At 47.6% G+C, this 16,895-nt stretch carries 12 protein-coding genes; 8 read left to right on the plus strand and 4 right to left on the minus strand.

Annotated features, from left to right (window positions below; genetic code table 11):
• Positions 1 to 4: 4 nt before the first annotated feature.
• On the minus strand, positions 5 to 1,099 hold the full coding sequence (locus tag F3I09_RS02315; RefSeq protein ID WP_149693421.1) for a Nif3-like dinuclear metal center hexameric protein: 1,095 nt from the start codon (positions 1,097 to 1,099) through the stop codon (positions 5 to 7).
• Positions 1,100 to 1,141: 42 nt separating this feature from the next.
• Here F3I09_RS02315 and F3I09_RS02320 point away from each other — a divergent pair, with 42 nt between their 5' ends.
• Positions 1,142 to 2,656, plus strand: a complete 1,515-nt coding sequence (locus F3I09_RS02320) for a carboxypeptidase M32 (RefSeq protein ID WP_149693422.1) — start codon at positions 1,142 to 1,144, stop codon at positions 2,654 to 2,656.
• Here the strand turns inward: F3I09_RS02320 and F3I09_RS02325 are convergent.
• Positions 2,651 to 3,319, minus strand: coding sequence for a rhodanese-like domain-containing protein (locus F3I09_RS02325; RefSeq protein ID WP_149693423.1), 669 nt, complete (start codon positions 3,317 to 3,319; stop codon positions 2,651 to 2,653). The two genes, F3I09_RS02320 and F3I09_RS02325, sit on opposite strands and share 6 nt — an antisense overlap.
• Positions 3,320 to 3,547: 228 nt before the next feature.
• On the opposite strand from F3I09_RS02325, the gene F3I09_RS34675 reads away from it, so the two are divergent.
• The 4 genes from F3I09_RS34675 (at position 3,548) to F3I09_RS02345 (ending at position 10,523) form a co-directional block, all read left to right on the plus strand.
• Positions 3,548 to 8,416, plus strand: coding sequence for a PKD domain-containing protein (locus tag F3I09_RS34675; RefSeq protein WP_188133652.1), 4,869 nt, complete (start codon positions 3,548 to 3,550; stop codon positions 8,414 to 8,416).
• 53 nt (positions 8,417 to 8,469) lie between these two features.
• Positions 8,470 to 9,507: a PorP/SprF family type IX secretion system membrane protein gene (locus F3I09_RS02335; protein WP_188133653.1), complete on the plus strand. Its 1,038-nt coding sequence runs from the start codon at positions 8,470 to 8,472 to the stop codon at positions 9,505 to 9,507.
• Positions 9,508 to 9,564: 57 nt separating this feature from the next.
• Positions 9,565 to 10,035, plus strand: a complete 471-nt coding sequence (locus F3I09_RS02340; RefSeq protein ID WP_149693426.1) for a redoxin domain-containing protein — start codon at positions 9,565 to 9,567, stop codon at positions 10,033 to 10,035.
• Positions 10,036 to 10,172: 137 nt separating this feature from the next.
• Positions 10,173 to 10,523, plus strand: coding sequence for a T9SS type A sorting domain-containing protein (locus tag F3I09_RS02345; protein ID WP_149693427.1), 351 nt, complete (start codon positions 10,173 to 10,175; stop codon positions 10,521 to 10,523).
• Between the two features lie 76 nt (positions 10,524 to 10,599).
• Here F3I09_RS02345 and F3I09_RS02350 read toward each other — a convergent pair whose 3' ends face one another.
• Complete coding sequence (locus F3I09_RS02350; protein ID WP_149693428.1) at positions 10,600 to 11,772, minus strand: class I SAM-dependent rRNA methyltransferase; 1,173 nt, start codon at positions 11,770 to 11,772, stop codon at positions 10,600 to 10,602.
• 341 nt (positions 11,773 to 12,113) lie between these two features.
• On the opposite strand from F3I09_RS02350, the gene F3I09_RS02355 reads away from it, so the two are divergent.
• The 3 genes from F3I09_RS02355 to F3I09_RS02365 all read left to right on the plus strand — a co-directional run bounded on the left by F3I09_RS02355 (position 12,114) and on the right by F3I09_RS02365 (position 14,975).
• On the plus strand, positions 12,114 to 12,671 hold the full coding sequence (locus F3I09_RS02355) for a nucleotide exchange factor GrpE (RefSeq protein ID WP_149693429.1): 558 nt from the start codon (positions 12,114 to 12,116) through the stop codon (positions 12,669 to 12,671).
• Between the two features lie 64 nt (positions 12,672 to 12,735).
• Positions 12,736 to 13,896, plus strand: a complete 1,161-nt coding sequence (dnaJ, locus tag F3I09_RS02360) for a molecular chaperone DnaJ (protein WP_149693430.1) — start codon at positions 12,736 to 12,738, stop codon at positions 13,894 to 13,896.
• A 131-nt stretch (positions 13,897 to 14,027) separates the two neighbouring features.
• Complete coding sequence (locus F3I09_RS02365) at positions 14,028 to 14,975, plus strand: class I SAM-dependent methyltransferase (protein ID WP_149693431.1); 948 nt, start codon at positions 14,028 to 14,030, stop codon at positions 14,973 to 14,975.
• A 5-nt stretch (positions 14,976 to 14,980) separates the two neighbouring features.
• Here the strand turns inward: F3I09_RS02365 and F3I09_RS02370 are convergent, their stop codons facing one another.
• Positions 14,981 to 16,750, minus strand: coding sequence for a von Willebrand factor type A domain-containing protein (locus F3I09_RS02370; protein WP_149693432.1), 1,770 nt, complete (start codon positions 16,748 to 16,750; stop codon positions 14,981 to 14,983).
• Positions 16,751 to 16,895 lie beyond the last annotated feature (145 nt).

Consider the following 16,895-nt stretch of genomic DNA (forward strand, 5'->3'; position numbering starts at 1 on the left):
GTTTTTATAAGTAATTTACCGGATTTGTACGAATTGTAGATTTAAGAGGCGCAAAATTAGGGAATTTTTCGGTCAATATATGATAAAATAATTCAACCGTAAACTGCTCACTCTCGAAATGTCCTACATCCGCTATAACTATCTGATTTTCAGCATCAAAAAATTCATGATATTTAAAATCAGCTGAAATATAAGCATCTGCCCCTGCAGATATCGCCTTTTTCAGCAGGAAACTACCCGCTCCTCCGCAGAGGGCCACCTTTTTAACAGGCTTTCCCCTGAGCGGCGTATATCTCACACATCCCGTATCGAACTGCTGTTTCACCCAGCTCAGGAAAGTTTCCTCATCCATCGCCTCTTTCAGGTATCCCACCAGCCCAGATCCGACCTCTCCATATGCATTTTCCAGTTTCACAATATCGTAAGCCACTTCTTCGTACGGATGATTATCAAGTAATGCCCTGATCACATATTGTTCCAAATATACTGGAAATATCACCTCCACCTTTGTTTCCGCCTCATGGTGACGCTCTCCGACCTTGCCCACATGAGGGTTGGTACCTTCTCCCCCTTTAAAAGTGCCTGTTCCTTCCACATTGTAACTGCACTCACTGTAAGCGCCAATATGTCCGGCGCCGGCTGCAAAGAGGGCGTTACGCAACTTTTCTGCATCCGCCTGTGGCACAAATGTATAGAGTTTGCGCAGCAGCTCCCTTTTAGGCGACAGTACACTGCACTGCTGCAAGGCCAGCTTCCGGGCCATCATCTCGCAGACCCCGTTCCTTACATTATCCAGGTTGGTATGGGCGGCATAAACGGCTATATCATTTTTGATGGCTTTAATAGCCACCCGTTCTACGTAGTTATTGCCGTTGATCTTTTTCAGTCCCCCGAAAACAATAGGATGATGAGCCACCACCAGGTTACAGTTCCTGGCAATAGCCTCTTCTATTACGGCTTCGGTAGCATCCAGCGTTAGTAACACGCCGGTCACTTCCCAATCCGGGCTGCCAAACAGCAATCCGGCATTGTCGTAACTTTCCTGGTATTGTAATGGTGCAAATGCCGCTATGGCATTGGTAATATCCCTGATCTTCATATCGACGGTAATTTACCCCTACTTTTGCACAAAATCAAAAGCATGGCACAGACCTCATCTACAATAACCCAATACGAAGCATATAAGGGCAAGATGCAACAGATCGCTGATATCCGGAATGCGATTGCCGTACTTAGCTGGGATCAGGAAACCTATCTGCCGGAGAAAGGGGCTGCGTTCCGCGGACAACAGATCACTACGCTCAGTACAATTTCCCATGAACTATTCACTGCCCCGCAACTGGGCGACCTGCTGGAAACACTTAACAAGGAAAAAGAAACCCTGGATACTGTATCGGCGAAGAACATTACTTTATCACTGGAGGATTACCAGAAAAATAAAAAATACCCGGCCAGCTTTGTGACAGAAATGTCGCAGACCACCAACGAATGTTATCATGCCTGGATCAATGCCCGGAGGGAAGGCAATTATGCTGTCTTTCAACCTGTGCTGAACAGGATGGTAGAACTGAAAAGAAGGGAAGCAGACATCCTGGGTTATGAAGGTCATCCTTATAATGCCCTGCTGAATGAATATGAGAAAGGCGCCACTACTACCATGCTGGACAAAATATTCAGCGATGTTAAAACAGCGCTGACTCCCCTGCTGCGCAGCATTGAACAGCAGCCGCAGGTGAAGAAAGATTTCCTGCATTTCCACTACGACCGCAATCGTCAATGGGAATTCGGCATCCAGCTACTGAAAGCCATGGGCTATGATATGGCTGCTGGCAGACAGGATGTATCAGAACACCCGTTTACTACCAGCTTCAGTCCTCAGGACGTGAGGGTGACTACCCGTATAGATGAGAATGATTTTGGGAATATGACCTGGAGTTGTATTCATGAAGGAGGCCATGCCTTGTATGAACAGGGGCTTGATACAGCTGCCTACGGACTGCCTTCCGGCGAGGCTGCCAGCCTGGGTATTCATGAGTCACAATCCAGACTCTGGGAGAATAATGTAGGCCGCAGTCTTGTTTTCTGGCAGCATCATTATCCACAGTTACAGCAGTTATTTCCTGATAACCTGGGTAATGTAAGTGTGCAGGACTTCTATAAAGCCATTAACCTGGTACAGCCATCCCTCATCCGAACAGAAGCTGATGAACTGACCTATCACTTTCACGTGATGGTGAGATACGAAATTGAGAAAGGATTACTGGAAGGCACTTATCAGACAAAAGACCTTCGTGAGATATGGAATTCCTATTATAAGGAATTCTTGCATGTAACTGTTCCCAATGACACCCAGGGTGTTTTACAGGACATCCACTGGTCGCATGGCAGCTTTGGTTATTTCCCTACTTATTCCCTTGGCAGTTTTTATGCGGCACAGTTCTTTACGGCCGCACAGCAACAGATCCCCGGACTGTCCGGTCAGATTGCCGGTGGTAAATATGAAGACCTGCTGACCTGGTTGCGTCAGCAGGTACATCGTCATGGCCGCTATTATACGTCCAATGAACTGTGTGAGAAAATAACCGGCAAGCCGCTGGATTTCAAGTACTTCCTGGAGTATGCCACCCAAAAGTTCGGCGACATCTACAGCTTATAAGGTATTGGATACACCTTGTTTTCGCCACACTTCCCTGCCGTCCCTGTAAAGAATAAAGGTTGGCAGGGAAGTGGCGTTTATAGCCTGCATGACCTGGCGGTCACGCCCTCCATCCACCTTTAACAGGCTAACTGTCTTATTTTCTTTCAGGTACGCCTGTATGACTGGTTCCATCTTCCGGCAGGGAGGACACCATTCAGCCCCTACATCTACGAGCACATCCCCTGAAGCAATTGCCGTGTGAAAAGTATCTACGCTCATCTGTTGCTGGTCGGTAATGCCCTCTACAGTCAGCCCTGCCTGCTTCCAGGCATTGATCCCACCCTTCAGTTCAATAACCTCCCGGAAGCCGTTTTCCCGCATCCAGCTGGCTGCTGCTGCACTTCTGCCGCCGCTTAAACAATATACGTATATAGTTTGTTGTTTGTCAAGATATTGTACTCTTTCGACGAACTCCTGCTTCTTCGTATAGTCTGCCTGCAATGCATTGTGCAGGTGACCGGTATTAAATTCTCCGGCTGTCCTTACATCAAATACCTGTGCATCCTTTTTCTGTATAGACTGCTGAAATACAGGCACATCCACCTGTTGTGCGCTTACACTACTCATTACTGAAATAAGTAAACCTACCAGTGCCACGTATGTATAACATTTATAAATCATATTTTTGCTATATATTGTTGAGCTTGTGCATCCGTAAATTGTTCGTTAAGTGCTGCGTTGGAATAACTTTAGTGTGATTTTGGGACAGCCCCTGGACTACTTATGCAAAGTTTACGTTTTAATCTTTACGGATCAGTATTTTATTCGCATTATTTATTTTTTTATTTTTTACACATTTATTTTTCACCCTGTGCTGACGTCAAAAAAGACAACGGCCATATCCGGAAAATGAAACACCAATACCTACGCCAATTTAAGCACTTCTGGTATGCATTGTCATGCTTTACAGTGCTATTTCTGCTTTCAGGCGCCAAAGCGCAAGCACAGAACACTGTAGCCTTTACCGCCGACAACTGGAGTGGTTGCGGGGCAGTGTTCGTACAGTTTTTAAATCAGTCAAGCCCTGTCGGTACAGCCTCATGGGATTTTGGGGACGGGGGCGCAACATCCACGTTATGGAATCCCACACGTTCGTTCAATCGACCTGGTAATTTCACGGTGACGCTTACGGTAACTTTTCCCAATGGACAGGTTAGCTCCACCCAACATGTAGTGAACGTATACAATAAGCCGACTGTAGCTTTTGCTACATCGCCGATTACCAGTTGTACGCCACTAAATGTAACATTCACTGACCAGTCGACGGCCGGGGATGGTAGCATTTCCAGCATCAACTGGGACTTTGGGGATGGCAACGGAGCTACCGGCTCTACTGCTACCCATTTATACGACAAGGGAGGCAGCATTGTAGCGACGTCAATTGTTACTAACAGCTTCGGTTGTACAAACAGTGGCTCAGCGACGCTGCAAATAAATGCTACCCCGCAGGTATCATTTACAAGCAACAACCAGGGCGGATGCCGTGCACCGACGACCGTCAATTTTACCAACACTACCAGTTTAAACACCGTAGGTGTACCACCGGCAGTCACCTACCTATGGGACTTCGGTGACGGGGCAACCAGTGCGGTCCAGCATCCGAGCCATGATTACACGACCACCGGCACTTTTACAGTAAAGCTGACAGCTACCACTGCGGATGGCTGTACGCAGACTTATACTGCGCCAGACTACATCGTGGTAACTACTGCAACAGCAGATTTTACCATTCAGCAAGCCTGTACCAATGCCAGTGCGACCTTTAAAAATACCACTCTGCCGGCTCCGGTGTCTGCTACCTGGACATTCTCGGATGGTACGGTACAGAATACAGTAGATGCGGTAAAAGCCTTCACCACTGCGGGCCCTTATTCCGTTACGCTGAAATCTATCTCTGCGGATGGCTGTGAAGCTACGGTTACACGGAACTTCACTATTTCTGCTCCTCCGACCATCAATTTCACCATGTCGCCATCGGCCGCCTGCTCCGTACCGGTAAATGTGCAGTTCACGCCTTCCGGCGCCGGCGCTACTACCTGGGCATGGGACTTTGCAGATGGCACTACCAGTAATCTGCGGAACCCACTGCATAGTTTTACTGCAGAGGGTACCTACAATGTAAAAGTAGTGGCTATCAGTGCAGCAGGTTGTAAAGATTCTGCTCTCAACTCTATTTCCATCAAGAAGCCAACACTTGCTATTACCGGTACCAGCAGAGGTTGTGTGCCGCTGAATGCAACTTTCGGTACTACCATTGTAAGCCCAGACCCTGTTGTATCATATGCGTGGAATTTCGGAGATGGCACTACATCTACCGCTCCTACGCCGTCACATGTGTACACTACACAGGGCCGATATACGGTGAACCTGACTATTACAACTCAAACAGGTTGTACGCAGACTGCCACCTACGATGTAAGGGCCGGCAGTCCTATCAATGTTGACTTTACAGTTAATCAAAACAGCGGTTGTCAGCCAACCATATATACCTTTACCGATCTCTCCACCCCTGCTATAGGTGGTTTAACATACCTGTGGACATTTGAGGAAAACGGTAGCGCTCCGGGTACTTCGTCAGTGAGAAATCCTACCTACGTCTTCAATACGATCGGTATGCATGATGTGACACTGACTATTACCAACAACGGTTGTTCACAGAGCCTGACCAAAACTGATTACATTGAAACATTTGCACCGATCGCCGACTTCGCGATAGGCCCTGTAGATTGTGCCAATCCTTTTGTACGGGCATTTACCGATCAAACCAACTGGGGTACCGGCATTGTAGGCACCTATTCATGGGACTTCGGCGACGGCACTACCTCTACTACACCGTCTCCTTCGCATACCTATACTGCAGATGGTACTTACACCGTTGTGCTGAGCGTATCCAACGGTACCTGTACTTCCACTTTCTCTGCTATAGTAAGGGTCATCACATTAAAACCAGTGATCTACGCTACTCCGAATGTGGTTTGTCTGGGTACTTCGACAGCCCTCAGTGTAGATCCTTTCCCTCCCGGCACCATTACTTCCTTCAGATGGGATTTCGGCGACGGAAGGACCGGTAGCGGTACCAGCAGACCAGTAGTTACTTACAAAAATACAGGCACTTACAATGTTATCTATACAGCCAATGACGTGAACGGTTGTCCGCATCTGTCTGATCCGCTGAGAGTAGATGTTAACGGTTCTGTATCAAAATTCGTCATCGATCCACGCCAGTGTAAAGACCAACCGGTTAGTTTCACCGACCAGTCTACCACCCGCGCCGGCAATACAATCGTTTCCTGGACATTCGATTTTGGTGATGGTACAGCTCCGGTAGTTTATAACACCCAGCCGATAAACATCACCCATACTTACAGCGTGACCGATACCTTCACAGTAACACTGACGGTAAACGATAACACTGGTTGTTCAAGCACCTCTACCCAGAGCGCTATAATCCCGGACATAACCGCGGGCTTTAAGGCAGCAAGCAACATTGCCTGTCTGAATGTACCGTTCCAGTTTGAAAATACTTCTGTGACGGAGCCACTGACCTATGCATGGACATTCGGAGATGGCGGCACCAGCACAGATAAAGATCCGGCACATATCTATACCGTACCTGGAACATATACGGTAACACTGGATATAACAAGCCCTAACGGTTGTACGGCTAATGTATCCACTACAGATTTCCTGAAAGTACCTAATCCGATCGCAGACTTTACCTTCCCGAATGTAGCGGGAGATATCTGTCCGCCGGTTACGGTACAATTCACCAACCGCTCTTCCGATTATCTGAAAACTTCCTGGGACTTCGGAGACGGTAGTGCATCAGACGAAGACAATCCAATACATAACTATATCAGGCCCGGCACCTTCCCGGTTACATTAACCGTTTACTCAGAAGGTGGTTGTGCAAGCCCAGTTGCCGGCCCTAAAGACATCACGATTGCAGGTCCTGACGGTAGTTTCACTGTAACTCCTCAATCAGGCTGCTGGCCGCTGACAGCTAGCATGACAGCTGTATCGGCAACTGCACAGCGATTCATCTGGGACTTTGGAGACGGTTACTCCGTACGTACCACCACTCCTGCTTCTCCATCTTATACTTATCAGAAAGAAGGGGTATACTACCCGATAGTATTGCTGGAAGACGCCCGTGGATGTACAGTACCGGCAGCAGGTAATCCGAAAATAACAGTAGACAGGATCACTGCCGCTTTCAGCGCAGATGTGACCCAGGCTTGTGACGGAGGAACTGTAGTATTCAGCGATTCCACCAAGGGTGTTTCTATTGATGATGGCATGGCGGCTACCTATGTATGGGACTTTGGTGTATCTGGCCGCACAGATGATGTGGCTACCGGTCCTAAACCAACTTTCATCTATACTGCACCGGGTTCTTACACTGTAACACTGACTGCTACCAGCTATTATGGCTGTGTGAAGGATACCACCATGCAGATAGATATAGAAGCGAAACCTGTAGCCCAGATAGCGCCGGTTACGCCTGTCTGCGTCGGTCAGCCGGTACAGCTGGTGGGTACGGACACCAGGAACCTGCCGGGTACGACCTGGAACTGGACCACTAATAATCAGCAGTATAATGTACAGACACCGCCAGCCATTACTTATCCACAGGCTGGCATTTTCCCGGCACAATTGATTATCACCACAGCCAGTGGTCTCTGTAGTGATACTGCCACTGAGAATGTACAGATAGAGGCTTATCCGACCTTATCGCCAACACCGGTTGCAGCCAGCATCTGCCGCGGCCAGTCCGTCACACTGCAGGCTAATACACAGGCTGGTGTGGATATTACCTGGACAGACTATAACATTTCAGATATCAAGAGTGCTTCTCCGGTTGTTACACCTGATATAGACACTACCTATCACGTAGTAGCTGTGAACACTGCCGGTTGTAGCGCTCAGGGAGATATTAAAGTAACCGTATCACAGCCATTCACTTTAACCGTGAATGATGGAGATATCTGTCCGGGAGGAGCCGTACAGTTACATGCTGCAGGCGCTCTTACTTATAAATGGTCACCTGCAACAGGCCTGAGTAATACCGACATCGCCAACCCGATGGCTACTCCGGATTCGACCATCACTTACCAGTTAATAGGATATGGTAACGACAATTGTTTTACTGACACCCTATCATCTACTGTTACTGTACATCCGGCCCCTGTTGTAAATGCAGGCGCGGATATGGAGGTGCCGTCAGGTACCGCGGTGCAGTTACCGGTAACAGGCAGCAGCGATATTACACAGATAGAATGGTGGCCGGCTACCTCGCTGAGCTGCGTGGATTGCCTTACACCAGTAGCAACGCCAAGAGAAAATACCACTTACAGTGTAAAAGTGACTAACGCTTACGGATGTACAACTATCGATGATGTTACCATCAAACTGGTATGTTCATCAGGTGCTATATTCCTGCCGAACACCTTCACTCCAAATAGCGATGGCGCGAACGACATCTTCTACATCAGGGGTAAGGGCGTAAAAACTGTCAAATCATTCAGGTTATACAACCGTTGGGGCCAACAGGTATTTGAAAGGACCAACTTTAATGTAGAGGATCCGGCATATGGATGGGATGGTCGTGTGAATGGCCAGCCAGTGAATCCGGACGTGTTTATTTACGTGGCAGAACTGGTTTGCGACTCAAACGAAACTTTCACCCTAAAAGGAAATGTAATGCTGGTCAGGTAAGCTATACCTGCCAGCATCTCATCAACAACCATATGAATTTAAAACTTGCCAGCATGAGAATGAATTGTAGAAAACTGTTAGTGGCACTGAGCCTTTGCGGCACACAATCACTGGTAGCACAGGACATTCACCTGTCCCAGTTTTATGAAACACCGATCTTACGTAATCCGGCACTGATAGGTCTGTTTAATGGAGACTACAGGATACAGGCCGTATACAGGAATCAATGGAACAGCGTTACTATACCATACCAGACAGGTGCATTAAGCGCCGAAATGAAGTTCCCTGTGGGGAGCAGTGAAGATTTTGTGACTGCAGGCATACAGTTCACATACGACAGGGCGGGTACAGCCCGTCTGCAATCGGTACAGGCATTGCCGGCTATCAATTACCACAAATCCCTGAGCGAGGACAAAAGTATGTTCCTGTCGGTGGGCTTTACCGGTGGTATTGTACAGCGGCAGTTCGACGCAACCAAGCTGACTTTCAACAACCAGTATACCGGCGGTCAGTTCGACCCTACGGCGGCTACAGGCGAAGAGGGCAGGCTGGCGCTGCGCGGATATTCTTACCTGGATGCAGGTGCGGGTATCAGCTTCAACAGCACCCTGGGTGCAGATGAGCAGGTCACCTATTATATTGGTGCAGCCCTGTTCCATTTTAACCGTCCAAAGCTGTCCTTCTACAAGGATGCAACCATCGCCCTGGACCCCAAGTTCACCTTTAACGCGGGGATCACCTTCCCGCTGGAGGAAAGGCTGAAATTCATCGCCCAGTACAATGAGATCCATATGGGCGCCTACTCAGAATACCTGGGTGGGGCATTGCTGGGCTACAGCCTGTATGACGACGGACTGGAAAGTACAAGAGCATTTTATTTCGGAGCCTATATGCGTTATAAGGATGCGATCATCCCCTCTTTCCGTCTCGATATGGATAAATACGAGATCGGCGTGACCTATGATGCGAATATCTCCAAGTTGAAGACCGCCAGTAACAGCTTCGGAGGTTTTGAGGTATCGCTGGTATTCAAAGGGTTCCGCAACGGCAGGAACAGTACGCTGGAAAGTATACGCTGTCCAAGGTTCTGATTGTTGCACCAATTGTTATCTTTACGTCTGACTTTAATCATGTAAACAGATAAACAGATGAACGTAACAGTTGGTGCAAAAGCTCCTGCCTTTACTCTGGTGAGTACTGACAAGCAGAAAGTTTCCCTGGAGGATTTTAAAGGACAGAACCTGGTCATCCTATTTTTCCCGATGGCCTTTACCAGTGTCTGTACCGCAGAACTTTGCAGTATGAGAGACAATATAGCGACCTATAATGGTTTGAATTCAGCAATAGTGGGAATATCTGTGGACTCGCCTTTCACACTGAACAAGTTCAGGGCGGATCAAAACCTGAATTTCCCACTGTTGTCAGACTTTAATAAGGAAGCTTCACAGGCTTACGGTGCTTTTTATGAAACATTTGCGCTGGACCTGAAAGGTGTTTCAAAAAGGGCAGCTTTTGTGGTGGACAAGGAGGGAATAATCAGATATGCACAGGTGTTAGAAACCGCCAGCGATCTGCCTGATTTTGAAGCTGTTAAAAATACGCTTGGCAGCCTGCAATAAAAGTTTTCAAAAAGCGTTAAATTTTTTAAAAAAACTATGGTAAGCCTTCGTTTTTGGCTTACCATTTGTTATTTTTACATAGGTGATATTGTGAAATAAATCGACTGATATTTGAAAAAATCTTTATCTTTACGGGTATGTGGAAAACCTCTACGCTATTACTTACTTGCTTCCTTTGCCTTGCATCCCTAGTGGGACGGGCACAAAGCGCTAAAACTTCTCCATTTTCCGATGGAGGTAGTAAGATCGTGAAGCTATATCCTAACCCGGCCACCAGCAGGATCAATTTCGAAATCCAGAACAATAACGAGCAAGGTTATGATCTTATTGTCTTTAACTTCCTGGGGAAAAGAATAGATCAGTTCAAAAATCTGAACACACGTACTACAGTTGAACTGGATAAATATTACAGTGGCGTATATATCTTCCAGTTGAGAGATCGTCAGGGCAACCTGGTAGAATCTGGTAAATTCAACGTAGTCAAGTAATTCATTAGATATTTCCTTTTAACTACTTATAATAAAAAAGGGGTCCGTGCAGAACGGGCCCCTTTTTTTATATACATTATTGTACTTCTACAATGAGGAATTTCAGGTAAGTGGTATTCTCGATATTCCACAGGATCGGGTGGTCCTGCGCCTGGGTCTGGAAGGTCACCTGACGCAGCTTCTTTTTAGCGTCCTTTGCAGCCATATCGATGATCTCCAGGAAAAGGGATGGCGGCACCAGGTTGGTACAGGAGGCCGTTACCAGGAATCCTCCCGGCTTCAGCAGCTTCATACCACGCAGGTTGATCTCCTTATACCCGGTAATAGCCTTCTGGATGTTTTCACGGCTTTTAGTGAAGGCCGGCGGGTCCAGGATCACCACATCAAATTTCTTCTCTTCACGCGTCCACTGCTTCAGTACGTCAAATGCATTGACTGCCTGGAACTTACATACGTCATCCAGGTTATTCAGGGTAGCATTCCTGCGGGCGGTATTTACGGCATGTTCTGAAATATCCAGTCCCAGTACACTTTTTGCCCCGTAATGACCTGCGTGACAGGAGAAGGTACCGGTATAGCAGAATGCTTCCAGTACATCGGCGTCTTTCACAATATGCTGGATGGCACGACGGTTATCCTGCTGATCGAGAAAATAGCCCGTTTTCTGACCATTTTCGATATCTACATGGAATTTCAGACCATTCTCATTGATAATCACGTTTGTGTCGAAAGGAGCGCTTAAAAAGCCCTTTTGCTGCTGCAATCCTTCCAGTTCACGTACCGGTACATCGTTACGCTCATAGATCCCTTTCGGGGAGAATATCCTGTTCAGGGCATCCACAATGGCGCCTTTCCAGCGGTCCATCCCTAATGCCAGCGTCTGCAGTACAAAATGGTCGTTAAACTTATCGATCACCAGGGCGGGCATCTCGTCAGCCTCTCCGAATACGAGGCGGCAGTTTTCCACATATCCCAGCTGCTGGCGGTATTTCCATGCCTTCAGCAGTCTGCGGTAGAAGAATTCAGCATCAATCTGCTCATCCTTGTCGCGCGTAAGTAAACGCACCAGGATCTGGGATTGGGGGTTGATATATCCCCTGCCGATGAAAAAACCCTGATGTGTAAATACGTCCACCGTATCGCCAGCGGTTACCGGTCCCTCAATCGTCCCCACTTCGTTCCCAAATATCCATGGATGGCCCTGCAGCACACGGTTCTGTATCTTTTTCTTTAAAAAAACTTTGGTCATTGCAATTTTTTCCAGGCTGCAAAGGTAAGGCAATTACAGATTAGGAAGGGGAATTTAGGGCCCGGATAGCCTTAAGATAGCTTAGAGATCCGGTAGAGACTATAGCCTACAGGCGCTCTACTATAGCATTACAGGCACTGTTCTATAGCCAACGCTATACAATAGCTATGCTAATGCAGGACTACAGCGCCTGTAGATAGGGAATCGCAGGCCATCTCCACCGGAATCAGAGGCCATTATCTCCCCTTGTGTCAATTTGTCTTTTCTTTCCATCTTGGCAAGTTAATTGTCTGACGTACCTTTGCAGACAATATTACTTCATAAAAGAAAACGTAAAAGATATGCAGACAAACGGACAGGACACCGAAAATGGTAAAGGCACGCCGGATATTAATGCTGATGAGAATCTGAGCGGCACCACACACCTCAACGATGCCTTGGCGGATGAAAGCGAACTGGATAAGAAACAACAGGAGCTCAATGAAATAAGAGACAAATACCTTCGCCTGGTTGCAGAGTTTGACAACTTCAAGAAACGTACTGCCAAAGAGCGTATTGAACTGATGCAGACGGCCAACAAAGAAGTGATCATTTCTTTGCTGGATGTGCTGGATGATAGCGAGCGTGCAACAAAACAGCTGGAAAATGCTACCGACATTAATGCCGTAAAAGATGGCGTTGCGCTGGTTTTCAATAAATTAAAGTCGACCCTGCAAGCCAAGGGCCTTAAACCTATGGAGAGTTTGCACACCGAATTTAATCCTGATCTACACGATGCCATCACTGAGATTCCCGCACCCTCAGAGGAGCTGAAAGGAAAGGTAATTGACGATATGCAGAAAGGGTACTACCTGAATGACAAATTGATACGTCATGCCAAGGTAATAGTTGGGAAATAAGTGACGTTCTGACAGAAATGCTTTCATTAACCATGCCGGCAATTTGCCGGCCTTAGTGTGATATATGTCTACCAAAAGAGATTACTACGAAATACTGGGTATTGCCAAGTCCGCCTCCCAGGATGAGATAAAAAAGGCCTACCGCAAGGTAGCTATGCAATACCATCCTGACAGAAACCCCGACAATAAAGAAGCGGAGGAGAAATTCAAAGAGGCGGCAGAAGCCTATGAAGTGCTGAGCGATACAGACAAACGGGCCCAATATGACCGTTTCGGGCATGCAGGCATGGGAAGCCGTGGCGGTTTCAACGGCGGCAATATGAACATGGATGATATCTTCTCCAACTTTGGGGACATCTTCGGAGATGATATCTTCGGCAGCTTTTTTGGCGGCAACCGTGGTGGCGGTGGTGGCGGAAGGCGCGGCAGAGGAACCCGTGGTTCCAACCTCCGCATCAAGATCCGTCTTACCTATGAGGAAATCGCAAAAGGTGCGAATAAAAAGATCAAGGTTAAAAAATATGTTCCCTGCAACCACTGTGGCGGTATGGGAGCCAAAGATAAAAATGCGTTCCAGACCTGCGGTACCTGCGGCGGTTCCGGTCAGGTAAGGAAAGTGACCCAGACCTTCCTGGGCCAGATGCAGACAGTTACTACCTGTCCTACCTGCCATGGCGAGGGACAGACCATTACCAGCAAATGCGGCCACTGTAAAGGTGAAGGACGCGTTTATGGCGAAGAAATGGTAAGCATCGACATCCCGGCAGGCGTACAGGAAGGCATGCAACTGAGCATGAGTGGAAAAGGCAATGCCGGCGAAAGAGGCGGCGCTCCCGGAGACCTGCTCATACTCATCGAAGAAGAACCACATCCTGAACTGCAACGCGATGGCCTGAATGTAGCTTATGACCTCTACATATCCTTCCCTGATGCGGTTTTCGGCACTTCTGTGGAAGTACCCACCATCGACGGTAAAGCGAAAATCAAAATACCAGCCGGTACCCAGAGCGGAAAGATCTTCCGCCTGAAAGGCAAAGGCTTCCCTTCCGTAAATTCTTACGAGAAAGGCGATCAGCTGATACATGTCAATGTCTGGACCCCTCAGCAGGTAAGCAGTGAAGAAAAGGCTTTCCTGGAGAAGATCCAGTCTTCTGAGAACTTTAAGCCGAACCCGGAAAAGTCTGAAAAAGGCTTCTTCGAAAAGGTAAGGGATATCTTCAGCTGATCTACGCGGATAATTCTTTTAATAGTTGCGTGTTTGCAGCTACCTGAATAAAAATATAAAAGGCTGTTTCATCCAGGATGAGACAGCCTTTTGTATTTCTTACTTTTATATTTTTTACTTTTACAGGTTACATGTTCGATCCGTCCAAACTTCAGATGCTGGAAAACCGCCTGGTAAAGGTGTTCAAACACCTGCGCAAGACAGCGCGCCGGCAGAATATTACTTGCTACAGGGTGTATGATGATGATATTCCTGAATTTCCTTTCAGTATAGAATTGTATGAAGACCACATTTATGTGGCGGAATACCAGCGCCAGCATGGTATGGAGGAAGAAGAACATGAAAACTGGCTGGACAGCAGCCTGGAGGTAATATCCAAAGTGCTGGAAGTGCCCCTGGAGAAGATCTTCGTAAAACAACGCCAGCGCAAGGCCAGCAGACAGGATCAATATGAGAAACTGTCTTTCGAAAGCCATGAAATGACCGTACAGGAAGCCGGTCTTTCCTTCAAGGTAAACCTGTCTGACTACCTCGACACCGGCCTGTTCCTCGACCACCGCACTACCCGGGGCATGGTCAGAGATGCTGCTGCCGGCAAAAAAGTCCTCAACCTATTCTGCTATACCGGCTCCTTCTCCGTATATGCTGCGGCAGGCGGCGCTTCCCAGGTGACTTCTGTAGATCTTTCCAAGACCTACCTGGCATGGGCGGAGGAAAATATGCGGCTAAACGGCTTTGATGTGACCAAACACAGCTTTGTTCATGCTGATGTGCTGCAATACCTGGATACCCTTCCTGAAGAAGCGTTTGACCTGGTAGTACTCGACCCTCCCACCTTCTCCAACAGCAAACGTATGAAGGAATTCCTGGACATCCAGCGGGACCATGTCTCCATACTGAACAAAGTCCTAAGGGCTACCAAACCAGGCGGCGTTATCTATTTCAGTAACAATTACCGCCGTTTTGTATTGGAAAGCGATCGTATACTGGCGTCTGAAATAAAAGATATTACCGCCCAGACCATACCGTTTGACTTTCAGCAAAAGCTGATCAGGAAATGTTATAAAATCACGCGTTAAGGGGCTTAATCTTCTATTTTCTTAGATTTCTTCAGCTCTTTCAACAGGACGATGAATTCCCTGCGATAACCGCCCGGATCATCGTCCAGCGACCGTTTTGCGATGTCCAGTACCATATTGCAGGTACCATTTCCTTTATAGGCAGATTTTCTGAGCAACAATCCTGTCAGCGCCACTGCACTGGCAAACCTGAAATCGCCGGAGGCATCCCGGAACTGGGTCAGCTCTCCCGGCACTTTATAATACAGGTATTTCATGGTGGTATCCACCGCTTCCCGGTATCCTAACTGAATGGTGGCCAGGAAGCTGTCCTTTTCCATTTTTCCATCTTGTGGAACGATCTCATACATGACTACCGCACAATGACCTGACCCGATGATCCCACCGGATATCTTATCGGTAGCCGAATCTTCATCGCTGATTACTTTGTTTTCATAACCTATCAACCGGTAAGATTTCACTGTGCGCGGGTTAAAGAGCACATCAGCCTGCACGTCTTTTGCCACGGTAAACAGGGTACCGCCAAACTCCCGGGCAAAGATTTTATTGGCTTCTTCGAGGTTGTCTATATAAGCGAAATTGCCATTCCCTTTACTGGACAAAGTCTCTAATTTGGAATCCTTGTAGTTTTTCATACCAAAACCCAGGCAGGTGAGCAGTACCCCCGTCTCTTTTTTACCCAGTATCAGCTGCTCCATATCATAATCACTGGTCTGGCCAACATTAAAGTCGCCATCTGTCGCCATGATCACGCGGTTGTTCCCCTCCCTGATGAAATTCTCTCCCGCTATCTTGTACGCCAGCTTAATGGCGGCCTCCCCGGCTGTGGCCCCTCCGGCACTGAGATAGTCTATCGCATTCAGGATCTTCGTTTTCTGATCTCCGGGAGTACTGGGCAGTATAATACCCGGCGTACCGGCGTACGCCACAATCGCCACATGGTCATTGCTGCGCAGGTTATTGACCAGGATACGGAAGGCCGCCTGTAACAGCGGTAGCTTATTCGGCAGGGCCATAGATCCGGATACATCTATCAGGAAAACGAGGTTGCTGGGAGGCAGGCTATCCAGGTTGACAGCTTTCCCCCGGACTGCTATCTGTAATAAGCGGTGGTCGGGTGCCCAGGGACAGGTAGCATAATTACTGTAAATCTTCAATGTCTGGCCAGGAGGTGGTAATGGATAATGATAATGGAAGTAGTTCATCATCTCCTCTATGCGTACTGCATTGACGGGGATCTTTTCTTTTAGCTTTACAAAACGCCGGATATTGCTGTATGCTGCCCTATCCACGTCTACAGCGAACATAGAGGTGTTCCTTATATCCGTTTCGACGAACTTATTCTCATACAGGGTCCCATAGGTTTCATCAAAGAAGGCACGTGTTCCCATAGCGGAATTGCCATAGTTGGGATTAGAGCCATTGGAAGAGCGTTCCCGGGCGATGGCTTTGGCCTTTTTTACCACATCATCCTGGACCTCGTCCTTACTGCTCAACTGAACAAGCATACGACTGTATGCTCCCGCAGACAAGCGTTTCGGGAAGTATTTGTCATGTTGAAATAAAAGTATCGCGTCCTGAGAGGGCACCGCAATGCGAAAAAGTCCGTACTGGTTCGTAATTACCCTGGCGGTATCATTGTTTACTGTGACGATCACTCCCTGCAGCGGACTGTGGGAGATGCTGTCTTCTACTGCCCCTGAAATCCATATCTTCTGAGCTCTCCCAGGTACAAGGATAATTAAGCTGGTAAGCAGCATAAGGAGCCTTTGCATCAGTTTTGCATCAGTTATACATAAATATAATAAAATTGGAAAAAGAAAGGGGGGAATTGTGGGATAGGGATGATTATGATGGGAGACGTGGGGAGAGATCCAATATGATCAATGCAGGATGACGGCCAGTTACAAACCACGGGGT

It is taken from the genome of Chitinophaga sp. CF418, assembly GCF_900142925.1.
Taxonomy (GTDB): Bacteria; Bacteroidota; Bacteroidia; order Chitinophagales; family Chitinophagaceae; genus Chitinophaga.